15 protein-coding genes are annotated in these 13,726 nt (G+C 64.5%); 3 read left to right on the forward strand and 12 right to left on the reverse strand.

Annotation, left to right across the window (positions count from 1 at the left end):
- Window positions 1-47: 47 nt before the first annotated feature.
- The 5 genes from LB577_RS26860 to rplS form a co-directional block, all read right to left on the reverse strand.
- The gene (locus tag LB577_RS26860) at window positions 48-857 is read right to left on the reverse strand and encodes an amino acid ABC transporter permease (RefSeq protein ID WP_224689616.1); all 810 of its coding nucleotides are present in this window, start codon (window positions 855-857) and stop codon (window positions 48-50) included.
- Between the two features lie 285 nt (window positions 858-1,142).
- The gene (locus LB577_RS26865) at window positions 1,143-1,940 is read right to left on the reverse strand and encodes a transporter substrate-binding domain-containing protein (protein ID WP_023765905.1); all 798 of its coding nucleotides are present in this window, start codon (window positions 1,938-1,940) and stop codon (window positions 1,143-1,145) included.
- 178 nt (window positions 1,941-2,118) lie between these two features.
- Window positions 2,119-2,655: a MarR family winged helix-turn-helix transcriptional regulator gene (locus tag LB577_RS26870; RefSeq protein WP_224689617.1), complete on the reverse strand. Its 537-nt coding sequence runs from the start codon at window positions 2,653-2,655 to the stop codon at window positions 2,119-2,121.
- Window positions 2,652-3,065, reverse strand: a complete 414-nt coding sequence (locus tag LB577_RS26875) for an organic hydroperoxide resistance protein (RefSeq protein ID WP_224689618.1) — start codon at window positions 3,063-3,065, stop codon at window positions 2,652-2,654. Before LB577_RS26875 ends, LB577_RS26870 begins: the two co-directional genes overlap by 4 nt.
- A 157-nt stretch (window positions 3,066-3,222) precedes the next feature.
- Window positions 3,223-3,774 (reverse strand): 50S ribosomal protein L19, encoded by a 552-nt coding sequence (gene rplS / locus LB577_RS26880; protein WP_013892267.1) that lies wholly within the window; start codon window positions 3,772-3,774, stop codon window positions 3,223-3,225.
- Window positions 3,775-4,102: 328 nt separating this feature from the next.
- Here rplS and LB577_RS26885 point away from each other — a divergent pair, with 328 nt between their 5' ends.
- Window positions 4,103-4,855: a sulfite exporter TauE/SafE family protein gene (locus LB577_RS26885; protein ID WP_224689619.1), complete on the forward strand. Its 753-nt coding sequence runs from the start codon at window positions 4,103-4,105 to the stop codon at window positions 4,853-4,855.
- Here LB577_RS26885 and trmD read toward each other — a convergent pair.
- Both trmD and rimM read right to left on the reverse strand, forming a co-directional pair.
- A complete protein-coding gene (gene trmD, locus LB577_RS26890; RefSeq protein WP_224689620.1) occupies window positions 4,837-5,535 on the reverse strand; it encodes a tRNA (guanosine(37)-N1)-methyltransferase TrmD in 699 nt (232 codons plus the stop codon). The genes LB577_RS26885 and trmD overlap by 19 nt on opposite strands.
- Window positions 5,532-6,131, reverse strand: a complete 600-nt coding sequence (rimM, locus tag LB577_RS26895) for a ribosome maturation factor RimM (protein ID WP_224689621.1) — start codon at window positions 6,129-6,131, stop codon at window positions 5,532-5,534. The genes trmD and rimM overlap by 4 nt, the downstream gene beginning before the upstream one ends.
- 236 nt (window positions 6,132-6,367) lie before the next feature.
- Between rimM and LB577_RS26900 the strand changes: the two genes are divergently transcribed.
- Together LB577_RS26900 and LB577_RS26905 are read left to right on the forward strand one after the other, a co-directional pair.
- The gene (locus tag LB577_RS26900; protein ID WP_224689634.1) at window positions 6,368-7,306 is read left to right on the forward strand and encodes a tyrosine recombinase XerC; all 939 of its coding nucleotides are present in this window, start codon (window positions 6,368-6,370) and stop codon (window positions 7,304-7,306) included.
- A gap of 123 nt (window positions 7,307-7,429) precedes the next feature.
- On the forward strand, window positions 7,430-8,500 hold the full coding sequence (locus tag LB577_RS26905) for a TraB/GumN family protein (RefSeq protein WP_224689635.1): 1,071 nt from the start codon (window positions 7,430-7,432) through the stop codon (window positions 8,498-8,500).
- 3 nt (window positions 8,501-8,503) lie between these two features.
- Here LB577_RS26905 and LB577_RS26910 read toward each other — a convergent pair whose 3' ends face one another.
- The 5 genes from LB577_RS26910 to odhB all read right to left on the reverse strand — a co-directional run bounded on the left by LB577_RS26910 (window position 8,504) and on the right by odhB (window position 13,672).
- A complete protein-coding gene (locus LB577_RS26910; RefSeq protein WP_224689636.1) occupies window positions 8,504-8,980 on the reverse strand; it encodes a DUF2867 domain-containing protein in 477 nt (158 codons plus the stop codon).
- A 687-nt stretch (window positions 8,981-9,667) separates the two neighbouring features.
- The gene (lpdA, locus tag LB577_RS26915) at window positions 9,668-11,074 is read right to left on the reverse strand and encodes a dihydrolipoyl dehydrogenase (RefSeq protein WP_224689622.1); all 1,407 of its coding nucleotides are present in this window, start codon (window positions 11,072-11,074) and stop codon (window positions 9,668-9,670) included.
- Window positions 11,075-11,097: 23 nt separating this feature from the next.
- Complete coding sequence (locus LB577_RS26920) at window positions 11,098-11,853, reverse strand: SDR family oxidoreductase (RefSeq protein ID WP_224689623.1); 756 nt, start codon at window positions 11,851-11,853, stop codon at window positions 11,098-11,100.
- The gene (locus LB577_RS26925; protein ID WP_224689637.1) at window positions 11,850-12,356 is read right to left on the reverse strand and encodes a hypothetical protein; all 507 of its coding nucleotides are present in this window, start codon (window positions 12,354-12,356) and stop codon (window positions 11,850-11,852) included. The genes LB577_RS26920 and LB577_RS26925 overlap by 4 nt, the downstream gene beginning before the upstream one ends.
- 38 nt (window positions 12,357-12,394) lie before the next feature.
- Window positions 12,395-13,672, reverse strand: a complete 1,278-nt coding sequence (gene odhB, locus LB577_RS26930; protein WP_224689624.1) for a 2-oxoglutarate dehydrogenase complex dihydrolipoyllysine-residue succinyltransferase — start codon at window positions 13,670-13,672, stop codon at window positions 12,395-12,397.
- Between the last annotated feature and the right edge of the window lie 54 nt (window positions 13,673-13,726).

The following is a 13,726-nucleotide window of genomic DNA, read 5'->3' on the forward strand; positions in this document are numbered from 1 at the left end:
CCAACCAGATATGTCGGGATGATCGTAACGCCGTCCTTGCCCAAAAACTATTCCTCGTGCTGGCGGCGCAGCCGCCGCTCCAGCGCCCTCAGCGCCAGCGACAGGCCGACGGTCAGGATGAGGTAGATGTAGGCTGTTATCGAATAGGTCTCGAAGAAGCGAAAGGACCCGGCGGCATAGACCTTGCCCATCTGGGTGATGTCGGCGACGCCGAGCACCGAGACCAGTGAGGAATCCTTGACCAGGGCGACGAAATCATTGCCCAGCGGCGGCAGGATGGTGCGGATTGCCTGCGGGAACACGATCAGCCGGAAGCGTTGCGCGCGGCTCAGCCCGAGCGCCTTCGCCGCCTCGATCTGGCCTTTCTCGACGGCCTGGATGCCGGCTCGGAAAACCTCCGAGATGAAAGCCGAGTAGCCGATGGTCAGCGCCATGACTGCGCGCCACAAAAGCGACACATCGCGCACCAGAAGCTCGCCGAATAGGCCGGCATTCTGCAGCGGCGCGGTCAGCGCGTTCCAGGCCGCGACGAAGGCCGGCGCGCCGGCGAAAGCGATCCAGAACAAAAGCACCAGGATCGGCACGCCGCGGATGATCTCGACATAAAAGCGGGCGATCTGCCTTAGCCAGCGCGAGCCCGACAATCCCATCAGCGCAATACCGAGACCAATGGCGGACGCCAGCGAAAAGGCGACAACGGTGACGAAGATGGTGACGCCGATGCCCTTGGCGACCGTGGCGAAGACCTGGGCATAGAGGTTGTTGGTGGCTATGAACAAGGCGGCCGCCAGGGCCAGGACGGCGGCAACGGCAAGCCACCAGGGGAAGTCGGGTTTGGAGGAGGACAGAGGTCCCATCAGGCGATGCTGACAAGGCAGATATCGCGAAGGTCAGGCGCCAAGGCGCCCCCCTCTGTCCTGCCGGACATCTCCCCCTCAAGGGGGGAGATTGGCAGCCTCGTCGGCGGCACTCTTCTTACAACATTGCTGATTGGCGAGATCGGAAAAGACATCCGATCTCCCCCCTTGCGGGGGTTGAGGAAGTGGTCCGCGGAGTGGAGGGAAAGCCAATTGCTTGGCTTTCCGAACGACGAACGTCCGGCAGGGCAGAGGGGGGCGTTCAAGCGCAAAGTCAGCGGGAAATCACTGCCCCATCTTGTAATCAAGGAACCACTTCTTGTTGAGCGCATCGAACGTGCCATCCGCCTTCAGCGCCGCAATCGCCGCGTTGACCGGCTTCACCAGGTCGGACCCCTTAGGGAAGATGAAGCCGAAATCCTCGGTGCCGAGCGGGCCGCCGATCAGCTTCAGCTTGCCCTCGGAAGCATCGACATAGCCCTTGCCGGCGGTGCCGTCGGTCAGCACCACGTCGACGTCGCCGGACTTCAACGCCTGCACCGTGGCGCCGAAGGTCTCGAACAGTTTGATGCGCGGGTTCTGCTCATTGCCATCGAGCACGCTGTAGACGGCGGTGTAGAAGGGCGTGGTGCCGGCCTGCGCGCCGATCAGCCCGTCCTTGAAGGCGCCGAAGGTCTTGGCATCAGTGAAGCGGCTCTCATCGCCACGCACCAGCATGAACTGCTCCGAGCGCATATAGGGGTCGGAGAAATCGACCTTCGCCTTGCGGTCGTCCTTGATGGTGATGCCGGTCATGCCGATGTTGTACTGGTTGTCGGAAACCGCCTGGATCATCGCGTCCCAGGAGGTGTTCTGGTATTCGACCTTGAAATTGAGCCGCTTGGCGATTTCGTCCATCGCGTCATATTCCCAGCCGATCTGCTTGCCGGTCTTGGCATCGATGAACTGCAGCGGCGGATAGGCGTTCTCGGTCACCACCACTACCTTCTTGCCGCCGAGATCGGGCAGCGCCTGCGCGAAAGCGGCAACGGGTGTCAGGATCAGGGCAAGCAGGCCGGCCAGCAGCAGTTTCGATTTGGTCATGACACACTCCCGAAAATTGAAAGCGCCCGGACATCGGCCGGGCTTGCAGGAAAATCCGCGCCGACTTTAGCTTGCCGCAACCGCCATGCAAGACGGTCCGCTGCGTCAGGACTGGCAAAAAGGGATTCCGATGCCCTCAACCGATGAATTTCGGGCCAGGAATTTCGGGATGATCCGGTTACACCGGGACAGGGATCAGCGCTTCCGCGTCCGCCGGCCGGTCATCCGCCATGGCGCTGCGCATGCCTGAAACGAGGCGAGTGAGTGTCGCGTGCAGGGCTTTCACTTCACCCGGCTCCAGCGGCACGGCGCAGGCCAGCCCGGCGGATACATCTTTCATGCGTGCACGCAGTGCCTCACCCTTGGCCGTCGGTTCCACCAGCACGCGTCGCTCGTCGGCGACATCGCGCCGGCGGGTGACGAGACCGCCTGCTTCCATCCGCTTGATCAGCGGCGTCAGCGTGGCGGAATCCAGGCCCAGCGCCACGCCCAGTTCACCAACCGTGCTCGGCTTGCGCTCCCACAGCGCCAGCATCACCAGATATTGCGGATAGGTGAGACTGAGCCGCTCGAGCAGCGGCCGGTACACCTTGGTCATCAGCCCACTCGCCGAATAGAGCGCGAAGCAGAGCTGCTGGTCGAGCCGTGGAACAGGAACCGTCCCGACTGCCTCCGCCGGGACGTCGCTCGCGCTCTTTGTGGTCTTACCCGTCATGCCGCCCTAACCGAAAGCGCTACGTCGATGTTGCCCCTGATGGCATTCGAATAGGGGCAAACATTATGCGCCTCCGATACAAGCGCTTCCGCCGCCGCCTGATCAAGGCCTTTCGTCTCCACCGCGAGCGCGACGCCGAGCTTGAAGCCTTCGCCATTGGGAAGCAGGCTGACGCTAGACGTTATCGCGGCATCCTCGAGCGGCAGCTTCTGCTTGCGCGCGATGAAGCGGACGGCGCTTTCGAAGCAGGCGGCGTAGCCGACAGCGAAAAGCTGTTCGGGATTGGTGGCGCCTCCGGGCCCGCCGAGCTCCTTGGGCATTGCCAGATCGACCTTGAGCAGGCCGTCGCTGGTCTCGCCATGGCCGGCGCGGCCGCCGGTGACGTGAGCCCGTGTCGTATAGAGTGCCATATCAAATCTCCAACTATCTTGTGCACGATTGTTTAGTACACAACATAAACTGCCGTCAACGCCCCGCATCCGATTTCCGGAGCCGAAAGCGTTCACGGTCTGGTGAAACGAAAAAAGGCGGCCGAAGCCGCCTTTTCGAATGTACTTTCCGAAACCCTTATTCGGCCGGGGTCGCTTCCGCGGCGGCCTTGGCTGCTGCCTCGGCCTCGGCGGCTGCCTTCTTCTCGGCGGCTTCCTTGGCGGCAGTCTCGGCGGCCAGCGCCTGGGCAGCGGCGACCTTCTCGGCCTCGATGCGGGCCTTCTCGGCGTTCAGCGCATCGCGCTCCTCATCGTTGAGCTTGCGGGCGCGCACGCCGGTGTTTTCCGAAATACGGGCCGACTTGCCGCGACGGTCGCGCAGGTAATAGAGCTTGGCGCGACGCACCTTGCCGCGACGCACGATCTCGACGCCTTCGACCATCGGCGAGTAGACCGGGAACACGCGCTCGACGCCTTCGCCGTAGGAGATCTTGCGGACGGTGAAATTTTCCTGGAAGCCGGAACCGGCGCGGGCGATGACGACGCCCTCATAGGCCTGGACGCGGGTGCGGGTACCTTCGGTCACGCGGACCTGGACGCGCACGGTGTCGCCGGGCTGGAATTCGGGAAGCTTGCGCTTGGCTTCGATCTTGGCGGCCTGTTCGGCCTCGAGCTGACGGATGAGATCCATCTCAATAATCCACTTCTTGTTCTTCCGACAGTCAGAGCGTCCGACACTCGCCTTGCAGTTCCAATGACCGCTCGGCTATGTCCTTTGTCGAGAAGACATCCATCTTCAGACATCGGACAGGGGCGACTACACCGTCATTGTTGACGGGCCCGGCAGATTTTTCTTGCCGGTACGGGCGGGCACATACAGCTATTTCAGCACTTTGTCACGCCCGCGCCAGAGACTTTTTTGCCGGCATGGCCCCATTGTAATACCGGCCGTGCCGGGTTGCGCTGGTCACCGGGGCTTTCTAAGCCTGAGATAACACAGTTTTCCACGGCGGCATTCCATGTCTGTTCTCGACGCCACCCTGCTTTTCCTGGCGGGCTTCCTGTCAGGCGCCGCCAACGCGGTCGCCGGCGGCGGCACCTTCATCACCTTCGGCGCCATGACATTGGTCGGCGTGCCGCCGATCGTCGCCAACGCGACCTCCTCGGTCACGCAATTTCCGGGCTATATCACGTCGACGCTCGCCTATTGGACCGACATCAAGCATTTCTGGCGCGGCGCCCTGCTGCTGTGCCTGATCTCGGCGGCCGGCGCACTGGCCGGGGCCTTCATCCTCCTGGCGCTGTCCAACCCGTCCTTCCGCGCCATGGTGCCGTGGCTGCTGCTGGCGGCGACGGCGCTTTTCGCCGCCGGACCCTGGCTGAAGCCGGCGCCGAAACCAGGGCATGAGGCGTCCGTGGGGTCACTTGCCGGTTCGCTGGCGCAGTTCGCCACCGCCATTTATGGCGGCTTCTTCGGCGCCGGCATGGGCGTCATGATGCTGGCGACGCTCGGCCTGACCCAGGCCGGCGACTACCACCGGCTGAACGCGCTGAAGAACATGCTGGCCGTGGTCATCGCGGCTGTCGCCATCGTCGTCTTCGTCTCGGGTGGCGTCGTCGCCTGGCCGCAGGCGATCGTCATGATCCCCGGTGGTGCGCTCGGCGGCTATGCCGGCGTCTGGATCGCCAAGCGCGTGCCGCAGAACGTGGTGCGCGGCTTCGTCATCGCGGTAGGCCTGTTCCTCGCCTTCTACTATTTCAGCAAAGGCTGAACACCGAGCAGATCGGGCCGGCGCTCTTTCGTCAGTTTCTCGGACTCCGCCCGCCGCCAGGCGGCGATCTTCTTGTGATTGCCCGAAATCAGCACTTCGGGAATCTCCCGACCCTCGAATTCCTGGGGCCGCGTGTAATGCGGGTGTTCGAGAAGGCCGTTCTCAAAACTCTCTTCTTCGCCCGACACCGCATTGCCCATGACCCCGGGCAAAAGCCGCACCACGGCGTCGAGCAGCACGAGCGCCGCCGGCTCGCCGCCTGAGAGAATGAAATCGCCGATCGAGACTTCCTCCAGTTCCCGCGCGTCGATCACCCGCTGGTCGACACCTTCGAAGCGGCCGCACAGGATGACGGCGCCCGGCCCGGCGGCGAGTTCGCGCACGCGCGCCTGCGTCAGCGGTTTGCCGCGTGGGCTCATCAGCAGTCGTGGCCGCAAATCGCCTTCAGGAGAGGCATGGTCGATCGCCCTGGCCAGGACATCGGCGCGCATCACCATGCCGGCGCCGCCGCCGGCCGGCGTGTCGTCGACGGTGCGATGCCTGTCAGTGGCGAAATCGCGGATCTGGATCGCTTCCAGCGACCAGGTGCCAGCCTCGAGCGCCCGCCCGGCGAGCGACAGGCCGAGCGCGCCCGGGAACATCTCGGGATAGAGCGTCAGCACCGAAGCCTTGAACGTCACCGGTTGCCCCCGGCATCGCGCGGCCCGCGCGGCCTGCCCTTCGGGTCGAAATCCTCCTCGCGCGGCGCTTCGCCATCCTCATCCTCGACAAGCCCGGCCGCCGCAGGGTCGATGCGGACAAAACCCTCGGCGATCGACACCTGCGGCACGGCGGCCTGCGTAAACGGGATCAGCACGCCCTTGCGCCCGCCCAGCGTCACATCGAGAATGTCGCCGCCGCCGAAATTGTGCACCGCGACCACCTTGCCGAGCGCAGCACCTGTATCGTCGCGGACCTCCAGCCCGATCAGGTCGGCGTGGTAGAATTCGTCCTCCTCGCCGTCGTCGGGCAGCATCGAACGGTCGACGAACAGTTCGGTGCCCGCAAGCGCCTCGGCGGCATTGCGGTCGGCGACACCCTTGAAGCGTACCACGACGACGGTGTTGGCGGGCCTGATGTCGATGATCTGAAAGGCGCGGCCATCGCTGGCATAGAGCGGCCCATAGTCGGCCAGCGCCATCGGCTCGCCGGTGAAGGTCTTCACCCTGAGCTCGCCCTTGATGCCATGGGCGGCGCCGATCACGGCCATCTGGACGGGGTTCTGGGGCTTGCTCATGGCGCTTTTACCTTCGTCATCCACGGGCGGAGCAGGCGCGAAGCGACTGCGCAGACCCGAGGATCCATTCCGTTACGGTGACCAGTACGCAAGGCGGTTCAGGAGCCAATCACCAAGGTTTGGATTTGCCACCGATCGACTGTCTCCTAACCCCACAGGGCTGCGATTTCAATGACGGCCTCTTCACCGCTTCCTAACCCGGGTGCCCGAAAATGGCAGCGAACCGGAACGACACCATGCAGGAATTCCTCATCCCGGCAAAACCCGATCTGCAGGCAGCGCGCGAAGGCTGGCTGAAGATGCTCGCGCGAGAACGTCGGCTGTCACCCGAGACGGTGGAAGCCTATGAGCGCGACACCCGCCAATTCCTGCATTTCCTCACCGGCCATTGCGGCGGCTCGCCCGGCATTTCCGACATCGCCAATCTGCGCCCGGCCGACCTGCGCGGCTTTCTCGCTGCCCGCCGCAACGCCGGCGCCGGCGCCCGCACGCTTGGCCGGGGTCTCGCCGGCATCCGCTCGCTGCTGCGCTTCCTCGAACGGCGTGGCCTCGCCAATGCCGCCGGGGCGGCAGCCTTGCGTGCGCCGCGCCAGCCCAAATCCCTGCCCAAGCCGCTGACGGCGAGCGACGCCAAACATGTGGTGTCGGTGGAAGGCCAACTTGCCGAAGAACCCTGGATCGCCGCCCGCAACGCCGCGGTGCTGACGCTGCTCTATGGCTCCGGCCTGCGCATTTCGGAAGCGCTTGGCCTCGCCGGCGCCGATCTGGCGTCGGAAGCCGACACCGTGCTGCGTGTCACCGGCAAGGGCGGCAAGACACGGCTGGTGCCGGTGCTGCCGGTGGCGCTCAGGGCAATCGCCGAATACCGCCGGCTCTGCCCCTATCATCTCGACCCGAAGGGGCTGTTGTTTCGCGGTGCGCGCGGCGGCCCGCTCAACCCGGCCATCATCCAGCGCGACATGGCCAAGCTGCGCTCGGCGCTGAACCTGCCGGACACCGCGACGCCGCACGCGCTGCGCCATTCCTTCGCCACGCATCTGCTCGGCCGCGGCGGCGATTTGCGCACCATCCAGGAACTGCTCGGCCACGCCAGCCTGTCGACGACGCAAATATACACCGGCGTCGACACGACGAGGCTGCTGGAGATCTACGAATCCGCCCATCCCAGGGCGTGAACCCTTCAATTTTGCTGTGCCAGTTAACCGTTTTGCCGCTATTTGCGCTTACGACTGACCATGATCCCGAAAAGTGGCACCCGGTTTTCGGACAAGATCATGGATCAAGCAGAAGACAGTGTCATGAAACGCGTCATTGCCATCGCCGACCGCGCAGCGCACGTCTCGCTGAAACTGCTCGTCGCGCTCAACATCCTGTTTTTCCTGTCGTTCCTCGCTGTCCTGCTGTTCGCGGCCGGCAGGGCGCATGCCGAGATCCCGACTTGCACCGGCGCCGACATGGTGTCGGCCTTGCAGAAGACCGACCCGGCCGCCTACCAGAAGATCGAGGCCGAAGCCGCAGCCACGCCGAACGGCAAGGGCCTGCTGTGGAAGCTCGAAAAGCCGGGCGAACAGCCATCCTTCCTGTTCGGCACCATGCACATGACCGATCCGCGCGTCACCACGCTGCCGCCGGCCGCGCAGAAGGCTTTTGACGCCGCCGGCACCATCATCATCGAGACCACCGACGTGCTCGACAAGCAGAAGATGATGACGGCGATGCTGAAGGAGCCGGACCTGATGATGTTCACGGACTCCACGACGCTGTCGTCCCTGCTGAAGCCGGACGAAGCGGCCGCCATGAACGCCGCGCTCGACGCACGCGGCATCCCGCCGGCCACCGTCGCCAAGATGAAGCCGTGGATGCTGTCGGCCATGATGGCGCTTCCGGCTTGCGAGCTCGCCCGCCAGTCCGGCGGCGCGCCGGTGCTCGACGTCAAGCTGGCCGAAGGCGCCAAGGCTGCCGGCAAGCCGGTGGAGGGATTGGAAACGGCCGAGAGCCAGTTGCGCGCCATGGCATCCTTGCCGCTCGCCTTTCACATGAAAGGCCTGGTCGACACGCTGAAGCTGGGCGACAAGGTCAATGATATCAACGAAACCATGATCGTGCTCTACCAGCGTGGCGACACCGGCATGTTCTGGCCGCTGTTCCGCGCCGCCATGCCGGAAGAGCAGAATGACGTCTCAGGCTATGCCGCCTTCGAGGAAACCATGATCACCAGCCGCAACAAGGTGATGGTCGATCACGCCGGCCCGATCCTCGCCAAGGGCAATGCCTTCATGGCCGTCGGCGCCCTGCATCTCCCCGGTCCGCAGGGACTGGTCGAGGATTTCCGCAAAGCTGGCTATACCGTCACGGCAGTGGGGCTATAAGCCCTATTTGATCAAGACCTGAGCCAGCATCGCCGGAACGATCATGCGGTGGAACGGCATGATGATGGCGAGATACGTCCGCCCAAACAGATTGTGTGTCTTCACGATCGTCGACGCCGCCACCTCCTGCCGGCCCGCGCCGAGGTCGTTCACCTCCACCAGGATGCGGAAATCGAGATGCCGGTCGTCCAGGCCAAGGATGACCTTGCCATGCGCCTGGCTGATGAGCGGAAATATGCCAATCCTGGTTTCCGGCGGTGCGTCGGGTTCCGCCCCCGTTTTCAGCCCGAATGGCCTGACGGCGAGGTTGCGTAGCCGCGTAAGCCGGTCGACCCATCGCGGTGTCCACCCCAGGACGCGTTCGGCCGCGCCAATGGCGGTCAGGGCAAGACCATCGGCTGTCAGCACGTATCGGTCGGCGAACTGAGCACCGGCAAGAGCGCCTTCGGGATCAGGAAAAGTCTGTGCAGTGATCGTCATACCGGCAATCCCTAACAACCAACGATAGCATCCGTTGGCTTGGCTCGCTGCGTGGCGAAACGCCGCCGTCCGGCGAGGCTCCAGTGCTCGAAATAAAGCTGGCGGGAGGCGCCATCTTCCAGTCCTGAGCGACTGGTCGAGGATTTCCGCAAAGCCGGCTATACTGTCACCGCTGTCAATTGAGTCGGACGGCAGCGGAGGGCCACAGGCGCCGCGTTTCCGGCGGTTTCCTCCGTTAGCGTGAAACCCATTCAACGGTTGCGCGTTGATGGCTGTTGATTGATCATTTTCATCCACGGAGGACACTTTTATGGCGAATCCATCAAACGACACTCCCAGGCCGAGTGGCGGCGGCGGTGGCAGTCCCTGGCTGATTGCGCTGGTCGTGGTTATCCTGGCGATTGTCGCTTATTATGTTTTCGGAAGAAGTGGCGAACACCCGGCACCCGCCGAACCGCCAGCGGCCAGCACACCGGCCCCGGCGCCCGCGCCGGCTGAACCGATGAAGCCAGCCGAACCAGCGCCTGCGCCCGCTCCGGCCCCTGCTCCGGCACCTGCTCCGGCTCCGGCTCCCGCGCCCGCCCCTGCGCCAGCACCGGCTCAGTAATCGGCTCGATATCGAATACAAACGGCCCGCCGAAAGGCGGGCCGTTTTGTTTTGGCGGTAGCGGCCGAAAAGACCTTTAGCTAGATATGGATCGGCTTGAAGAACGTCGCCAGCGCCGCTTCCTTCACCGCTTCCGACATCGTCGGATGCGCATGGCAGGTGCGGGCGAGGTCCTCCGACGAACCCCCGAACTCCATCAGCACCGCTGCCTCGTGGATCATCTCACCGGCGCCGAAGCCGACGATATGCACGCCGAGCACGCGGTCGCTGGTCTTGTCGGCAAGGATCTTCACGAAACCGTCGGTGTGCAGCATGGCGCGTGCCCGGCCGTTGGCGGTGAACGGGAATTTGCCGGCCTTGTAGTCGATGCCGGCCTTCTTCAGCTCCTCCTCGGTCTTGCCGACCGAGGCGATTTCCGGGCTGGTGTAGACGACGCTCGGAATGACGTCATAGTTCACATGGCCGGCCTGCCCGGCAATGGTTTCGGCCACCGCCACGCCCTCGTCCTCGGCCTTGTGCGCCAGCATCGGCCCGGCGATGACGTCGCCGATGGCGTAGATGCCGGGTACGTTGGTCCGCAAATGAGCGTCGGTCTTGACCCGGCCGCGCTCGTCGACCTCGACACCCGCTTCCTTCAGACCGAGCGTGTCGGAATAGGCGCGGCGGCCGGTGGCGATCAGCACCACGTCGGCATCGATCGTCTCGGCATTGCCGCCCTTGACTGGCTCGAAGGTGACGCTGACGCCCGTCTTTGCCTTGGCGACGCCAGTGACCTTGGCGCCGAGCTTGAACTCGAAACCTTGCTTGGAGAGCAGGCGCTGGAACTGCTTGGAGACCTCGCCGTCCATGCCACCGAGGATGGTGTCGAGGAACTCGACCACGGTGACCTTGGCGCCAAGCCGCGCCCAGACCGAGCCGAGCTCGAGCCCGATGACGCCGCCGCCGACCACCACCAGATGGTCGGGAACCTTCGCCAGCGACAGCGCGCCGGTCGACGACACGATGACCTTCTCGTCGAAGTCGACCTTGACCCCGGGAATGCCGGCGACGTCCGAACCGGTGGCGATGACGATGTTCGCCGTCTCGATCTCCTCGACCTTGCCGTTCTCGCCGGTTACCGAGACCTTGCCGGCCGCGACCACCTTGCCGGTGCCGCGGAAACTATCGATCTTGTTCTTCTTGAACAGGAAGGCGACGCCGTTGACGTTGGACGCGACCGTCGTGTCCTTGTGCGCCATCATCTTCTTCAGGTTGAGCTTCGGCGCCGATATCTCGACGCCCAGCGTATCGAAGGAATGGCCGGCCTCGGCGAACATCTCGGAGGCATGGAGCAGCGCCTTGGACGGGATGCAGCCGATGTTGAGGCAGGTGCCGCCGAAGGTCGCGTTCTTCTCGACCACCGCGACCTTCAGCCCAAGCTGCGCCGCCTTGATGGCGCAGACATAGCCGCCCGGTCCCGATCCGATGATAACGACGTCATAAGCCATGTTAATTTCCCTTTGCTTGGCGCTCAACGGCCGCCGCTGACATTCAGGATCGCGCCCGTCGTATAGGACGCGGCGTCGGACAAGAGATAGAGGACCGCGCCCGCGACTTCATCCGCCGTGCCGGCTCTTTTCATCGGCAGCATATCGCGGAACCGTTCCACCCGGTCCGGCTGGCCGCCCGACGCGTGGATTTCGGTGTCGATGATGCCCGGCCGCACCGCGTTGACGCGGATGCCTTCCAGCGCCACCTCGCGGGCGAGCCCGATGGTGAGCGTGTCGACGGCACCCTTGGAGGCCGCATAGTCGACATATTCGCCGGGCGAACCCAAAGTCGCGGCCGCCGACGAGACGTTGACGATGGCGCCACCCGAACCGCCATAGCGGGTCGACATGCGCTTCACCGCCTCGCGGGCGCACAGGAACGCGCCGACGACATTGACGCGCATCATGCGTTCCAGCCGCGCGACATACATCTCGTCGACCCGCGCCTTGAGATCGACGATGCCGGCATTGTTGACGAAGGCATCGAGCCGGCCATAGGCGCGGTCGACGGCGCCGAACATGGCCGCCACATCGGACTCCACGCCGACATTGCCCTTGACCGGAAACGCTTCTCCGCCAGCGGCCCTGATCTCGGCAACGAGGGCGTCGGCGGCATTCCGGTTCGTGGCGTAGTTGACCGCGACGCGGTAACCCGCCTTGGACCCGAGCCGGCAGATCGCGGCGCCGATGCCACGGCTGCCGCCGGTGACCAGCAGCACCTTTTGCGCCTCACTCATTCCTGGCATCCCTTCAAGGCAAACACATCCCACGGCACTTTCGAAAACCCGCCGCCGCCATACGCGCTGGACTGGCGCAGCGCTGGGCCAAGATCGGGCAGGATCAGCATCTTCGGCGCTTCGACACCCTCGGCCGGCAGCAGGCCGATGCTGCCCTTGTCGTCCGACGTGTAGATGACGCCATGCCAAAGCGTGCAGGCGGCAAGTTCATCCCCAGTGGCATCGCCCTCCGGGCATTTGTACATCAGCGCGCCATTCGGCCGCGCAACGCCTTCGTTCCACATGACGATGCCGTTCAGCACCACATTGTTGTCGAGGATCACGCGGAATGTGTTGGTGACGGTGGCAGAGGTGCCGGTCGGGGCGAAGTCTATTTCGCTGCCGCTTTGAGCGTCGCCGTAGACGGCGAGTTCGATCGGGCAGGCGGCTTGGACATTTGCTGGAGCCAAAGCCAAGCCGGCTGCCAGCGTCACCAGCTTAGTGGACCCAAGCAAATGGGCCATCATTGGCCGCCCCGGCCGCGAGCCGCCATGCGACTACCTCAGAGATCGAGCACCAGCCGTTCCGGATCCTCCAGGCTGTCCTTGACGCGAACCAGGAAGGTCACGGCTTCCTTGCCGTCGACGATGCGGTGATCGTAGCTCAGCGCCAGATACATCATCGGCCGGATCACGATCTGGCCGCCGACCACGACGGGTCGGTCCTGGATCTTGTGCATGCCGAGAATGCCGGACTGCGGCGCATTGAGGATCGGCGTCGACATCAGCGAGCCGTAGACGCCGCCATTGGAGATCGTGAACGTGCCGCCCTGCATGTCGGCGACCGACAGCTTGCCGTCACGCGCGGCAATGCCCAGCCGGCCGATATCCTTCTCGATCTCGGCGATCGACATCTGGTCGGCATCGCGCACCACCGGCACGACGAGGCCCTTTTCGGTGCCGACGGCGACGCCGATATGGGCATAGTTCTTGAAGATGATGTCGGTGCCGTCGATCTCGGCATTGACCGAGGGGATTTCCTTCAAGGCGTGGGTGACCGCCTTGGTGAAGAAGCCCATGAAGCCGAGCTTCACACCGTGCTTCTTCTCGAAGATGTCCTTGTATTTGGTCCGCAGCGCCATCACCGCCGACATGTCGACCTCGTTGAAGGTGGTCAGCATGGCGGCGGTCGACTGTGCTTCCTTGAGCCGGCGCGCGATGGTCTGGCGCAGCTTGGTCATCCGCACGCGCTCCTCGCGCGAGGCGTCGTCGCCGGAGGATGGCGCACGTTCGGCAACCGGTGCCGGTGCCGCCTTCGGCGTCTCGGCCGGCTGCGACGGCGCACCCTTGGAGATGGCGTCGAGCACGTCGCCCTTCAGCACCTGGCCGCGCTTGCCCGAGCCGGAAAGCTGGTCGACCGACAGATTGTTCTCGGCGATCAGTTTGGCGGCGGCTGGCGCCGGCGGCATGGTGCGCGGCTCGACGGGGCCGGCATCGCCGGCAACCTTTGCGGTTTCGGCCGCGGCCTGCTTGGTGGTCCGCGCCGCGTCGGGGCTCGAGGCCTGTGCCACGGCCTGCGGCTTGGTGGCCGGGGCAGCGGCGCCACCGGCCGCGATCGAGCCCAGCAGCGCGCCGACGCCGACCGTCTCGCCTTCCTTGGCGGTGATCTCACCCAGCGTGCCTGCGGCGGCGGCCGGAACCTCCACCGTTACCTTGTCGGTTTCGAGCTCGACCAGCGGCTCGTCGACGGCAATGGCATCGCCGACCTTCTTGAACCATTTGCCGATGGTCGCCTCGGTGACGGATTCGCCGAGAGTGGGAACGCGGATTTCGGTAGCCATTGTGCCTGTCCGTTCTTTCGGTTCTGTTGTTCGCCCAGATCTTCTCTAATCGCC

The sequence above is a fragment of the Mesorhizobium sp. B283B1A genome (genome assembly GCF_020165735.1).
Classification (GTDB): domain Bacteria; phylum Pseudomonadota; class Alphaproteobacteria; order Rhizobiales; family Rhizobiaceae; genus Mesorhizobium; species Mesorhizobium opportunistum.

Excerpts from the sequence above, each read along its gene's own strand:
- LB577_RS26900 (WP_224689634.1), top strand. The coding sequence starts at position 6,368 with ATGCAGGAATTCCTCATCCCGGCAAAACCCGATCTGCAGGCAGCGCGC.
- LB577_RS26910 (WP_224689636.1), bottom strand. The coding sequence starts at position 8,980 with ATGACGATCACTGCACAGACTTTTCCTGATCCCGAAGGCGCTCTTGCC.
- LB577_RS26885 (WP_224689619.1), top strand. The coding sequence starts at position 4,103 with ATGTCTGTTCTCGACGCCACCCTGCTTTTCCTGGCGGGCTTCCTGTCA.
- lpdA (WP_224689622.1), bottom strand. The coding sequence starts at position 11,074 with ATGGCTTATGACGTCGTTATCATCGGATCGGGACCGGGCGGCTATGTC.
- rplS (WP_013892267.1), bottom strand. The coding sequence starts at position 3,774 with ATGGATCTCATCCGTCAGCTCGAGGCCGAACAGGCCGCCAAGATCGAA.
- LB577_RS26870 (WP_224689617.1), bottom strand. The coding sequence starts at position 2,655 with ATGACGGGTAAGACCACAAAGAGCGCGAGCGACGTCCCGGCGGAGGCA.
- LB577_RS26905 (WP_224689635.1), top strand. The coding sequence starts at position 7,430 with ATGAAACGCGTCATTGCCATCGCCGACCGCGCAGCGCACGTCTCGCTG.
- odhB (WP_224689624.1), bottom strand. The coding sequence starts at position 13,672 with ATGGCTACCGAAATCCGCGTTCCCACTCTCGGCGAATCCGTCACCGAG.
- LB577_RS26860 (WP_224689616.1), bottom strand. The coding sequence starts at position 857 with ATGGGACCTCTGTCCTCCTCCAAACCCGACTTCCCCTGGTGGCTTGCC.
- LB577_RS26920 (WP_224689623.1), bottom strand. The coding sequence starts at position 11,853 with ATGAGTGAGGCGCAAAAGGTGCTGCTGGTCACCGGCGGCAGCCGTGGC.
- LB577_RS26925 (WP_224689637.1), bottom strand. The coding sequence starts at position 12,356 with ATGGCCCATTTGCTTGGGTCCACTAAGCTGGTGACGCTGGCAGCCGGC.
- LB577_RS26875 (WP_224689618.1), bottom strand. The coding sequence starts at position 3,065 with ATGGCACTCTATACGACACGGGCTCACGTCACCGGCGGCCGCGCCGGC.
- LB577_RS26865 (WP_023765905.1), bottom strand. The coding sequence starts at position 1,940 with ATGACCAAATCGAAACTGCTGCTGGCCGGCCTGCTTGCCCTGATCCTG.
- rimM (WP_224689621.1), bottom strand. The coding sequence starts at position 6,131 with ATGAGCAAGCCCCAGAACCCCGTCCAGATGGCCGTGATCGGCGCCGCC.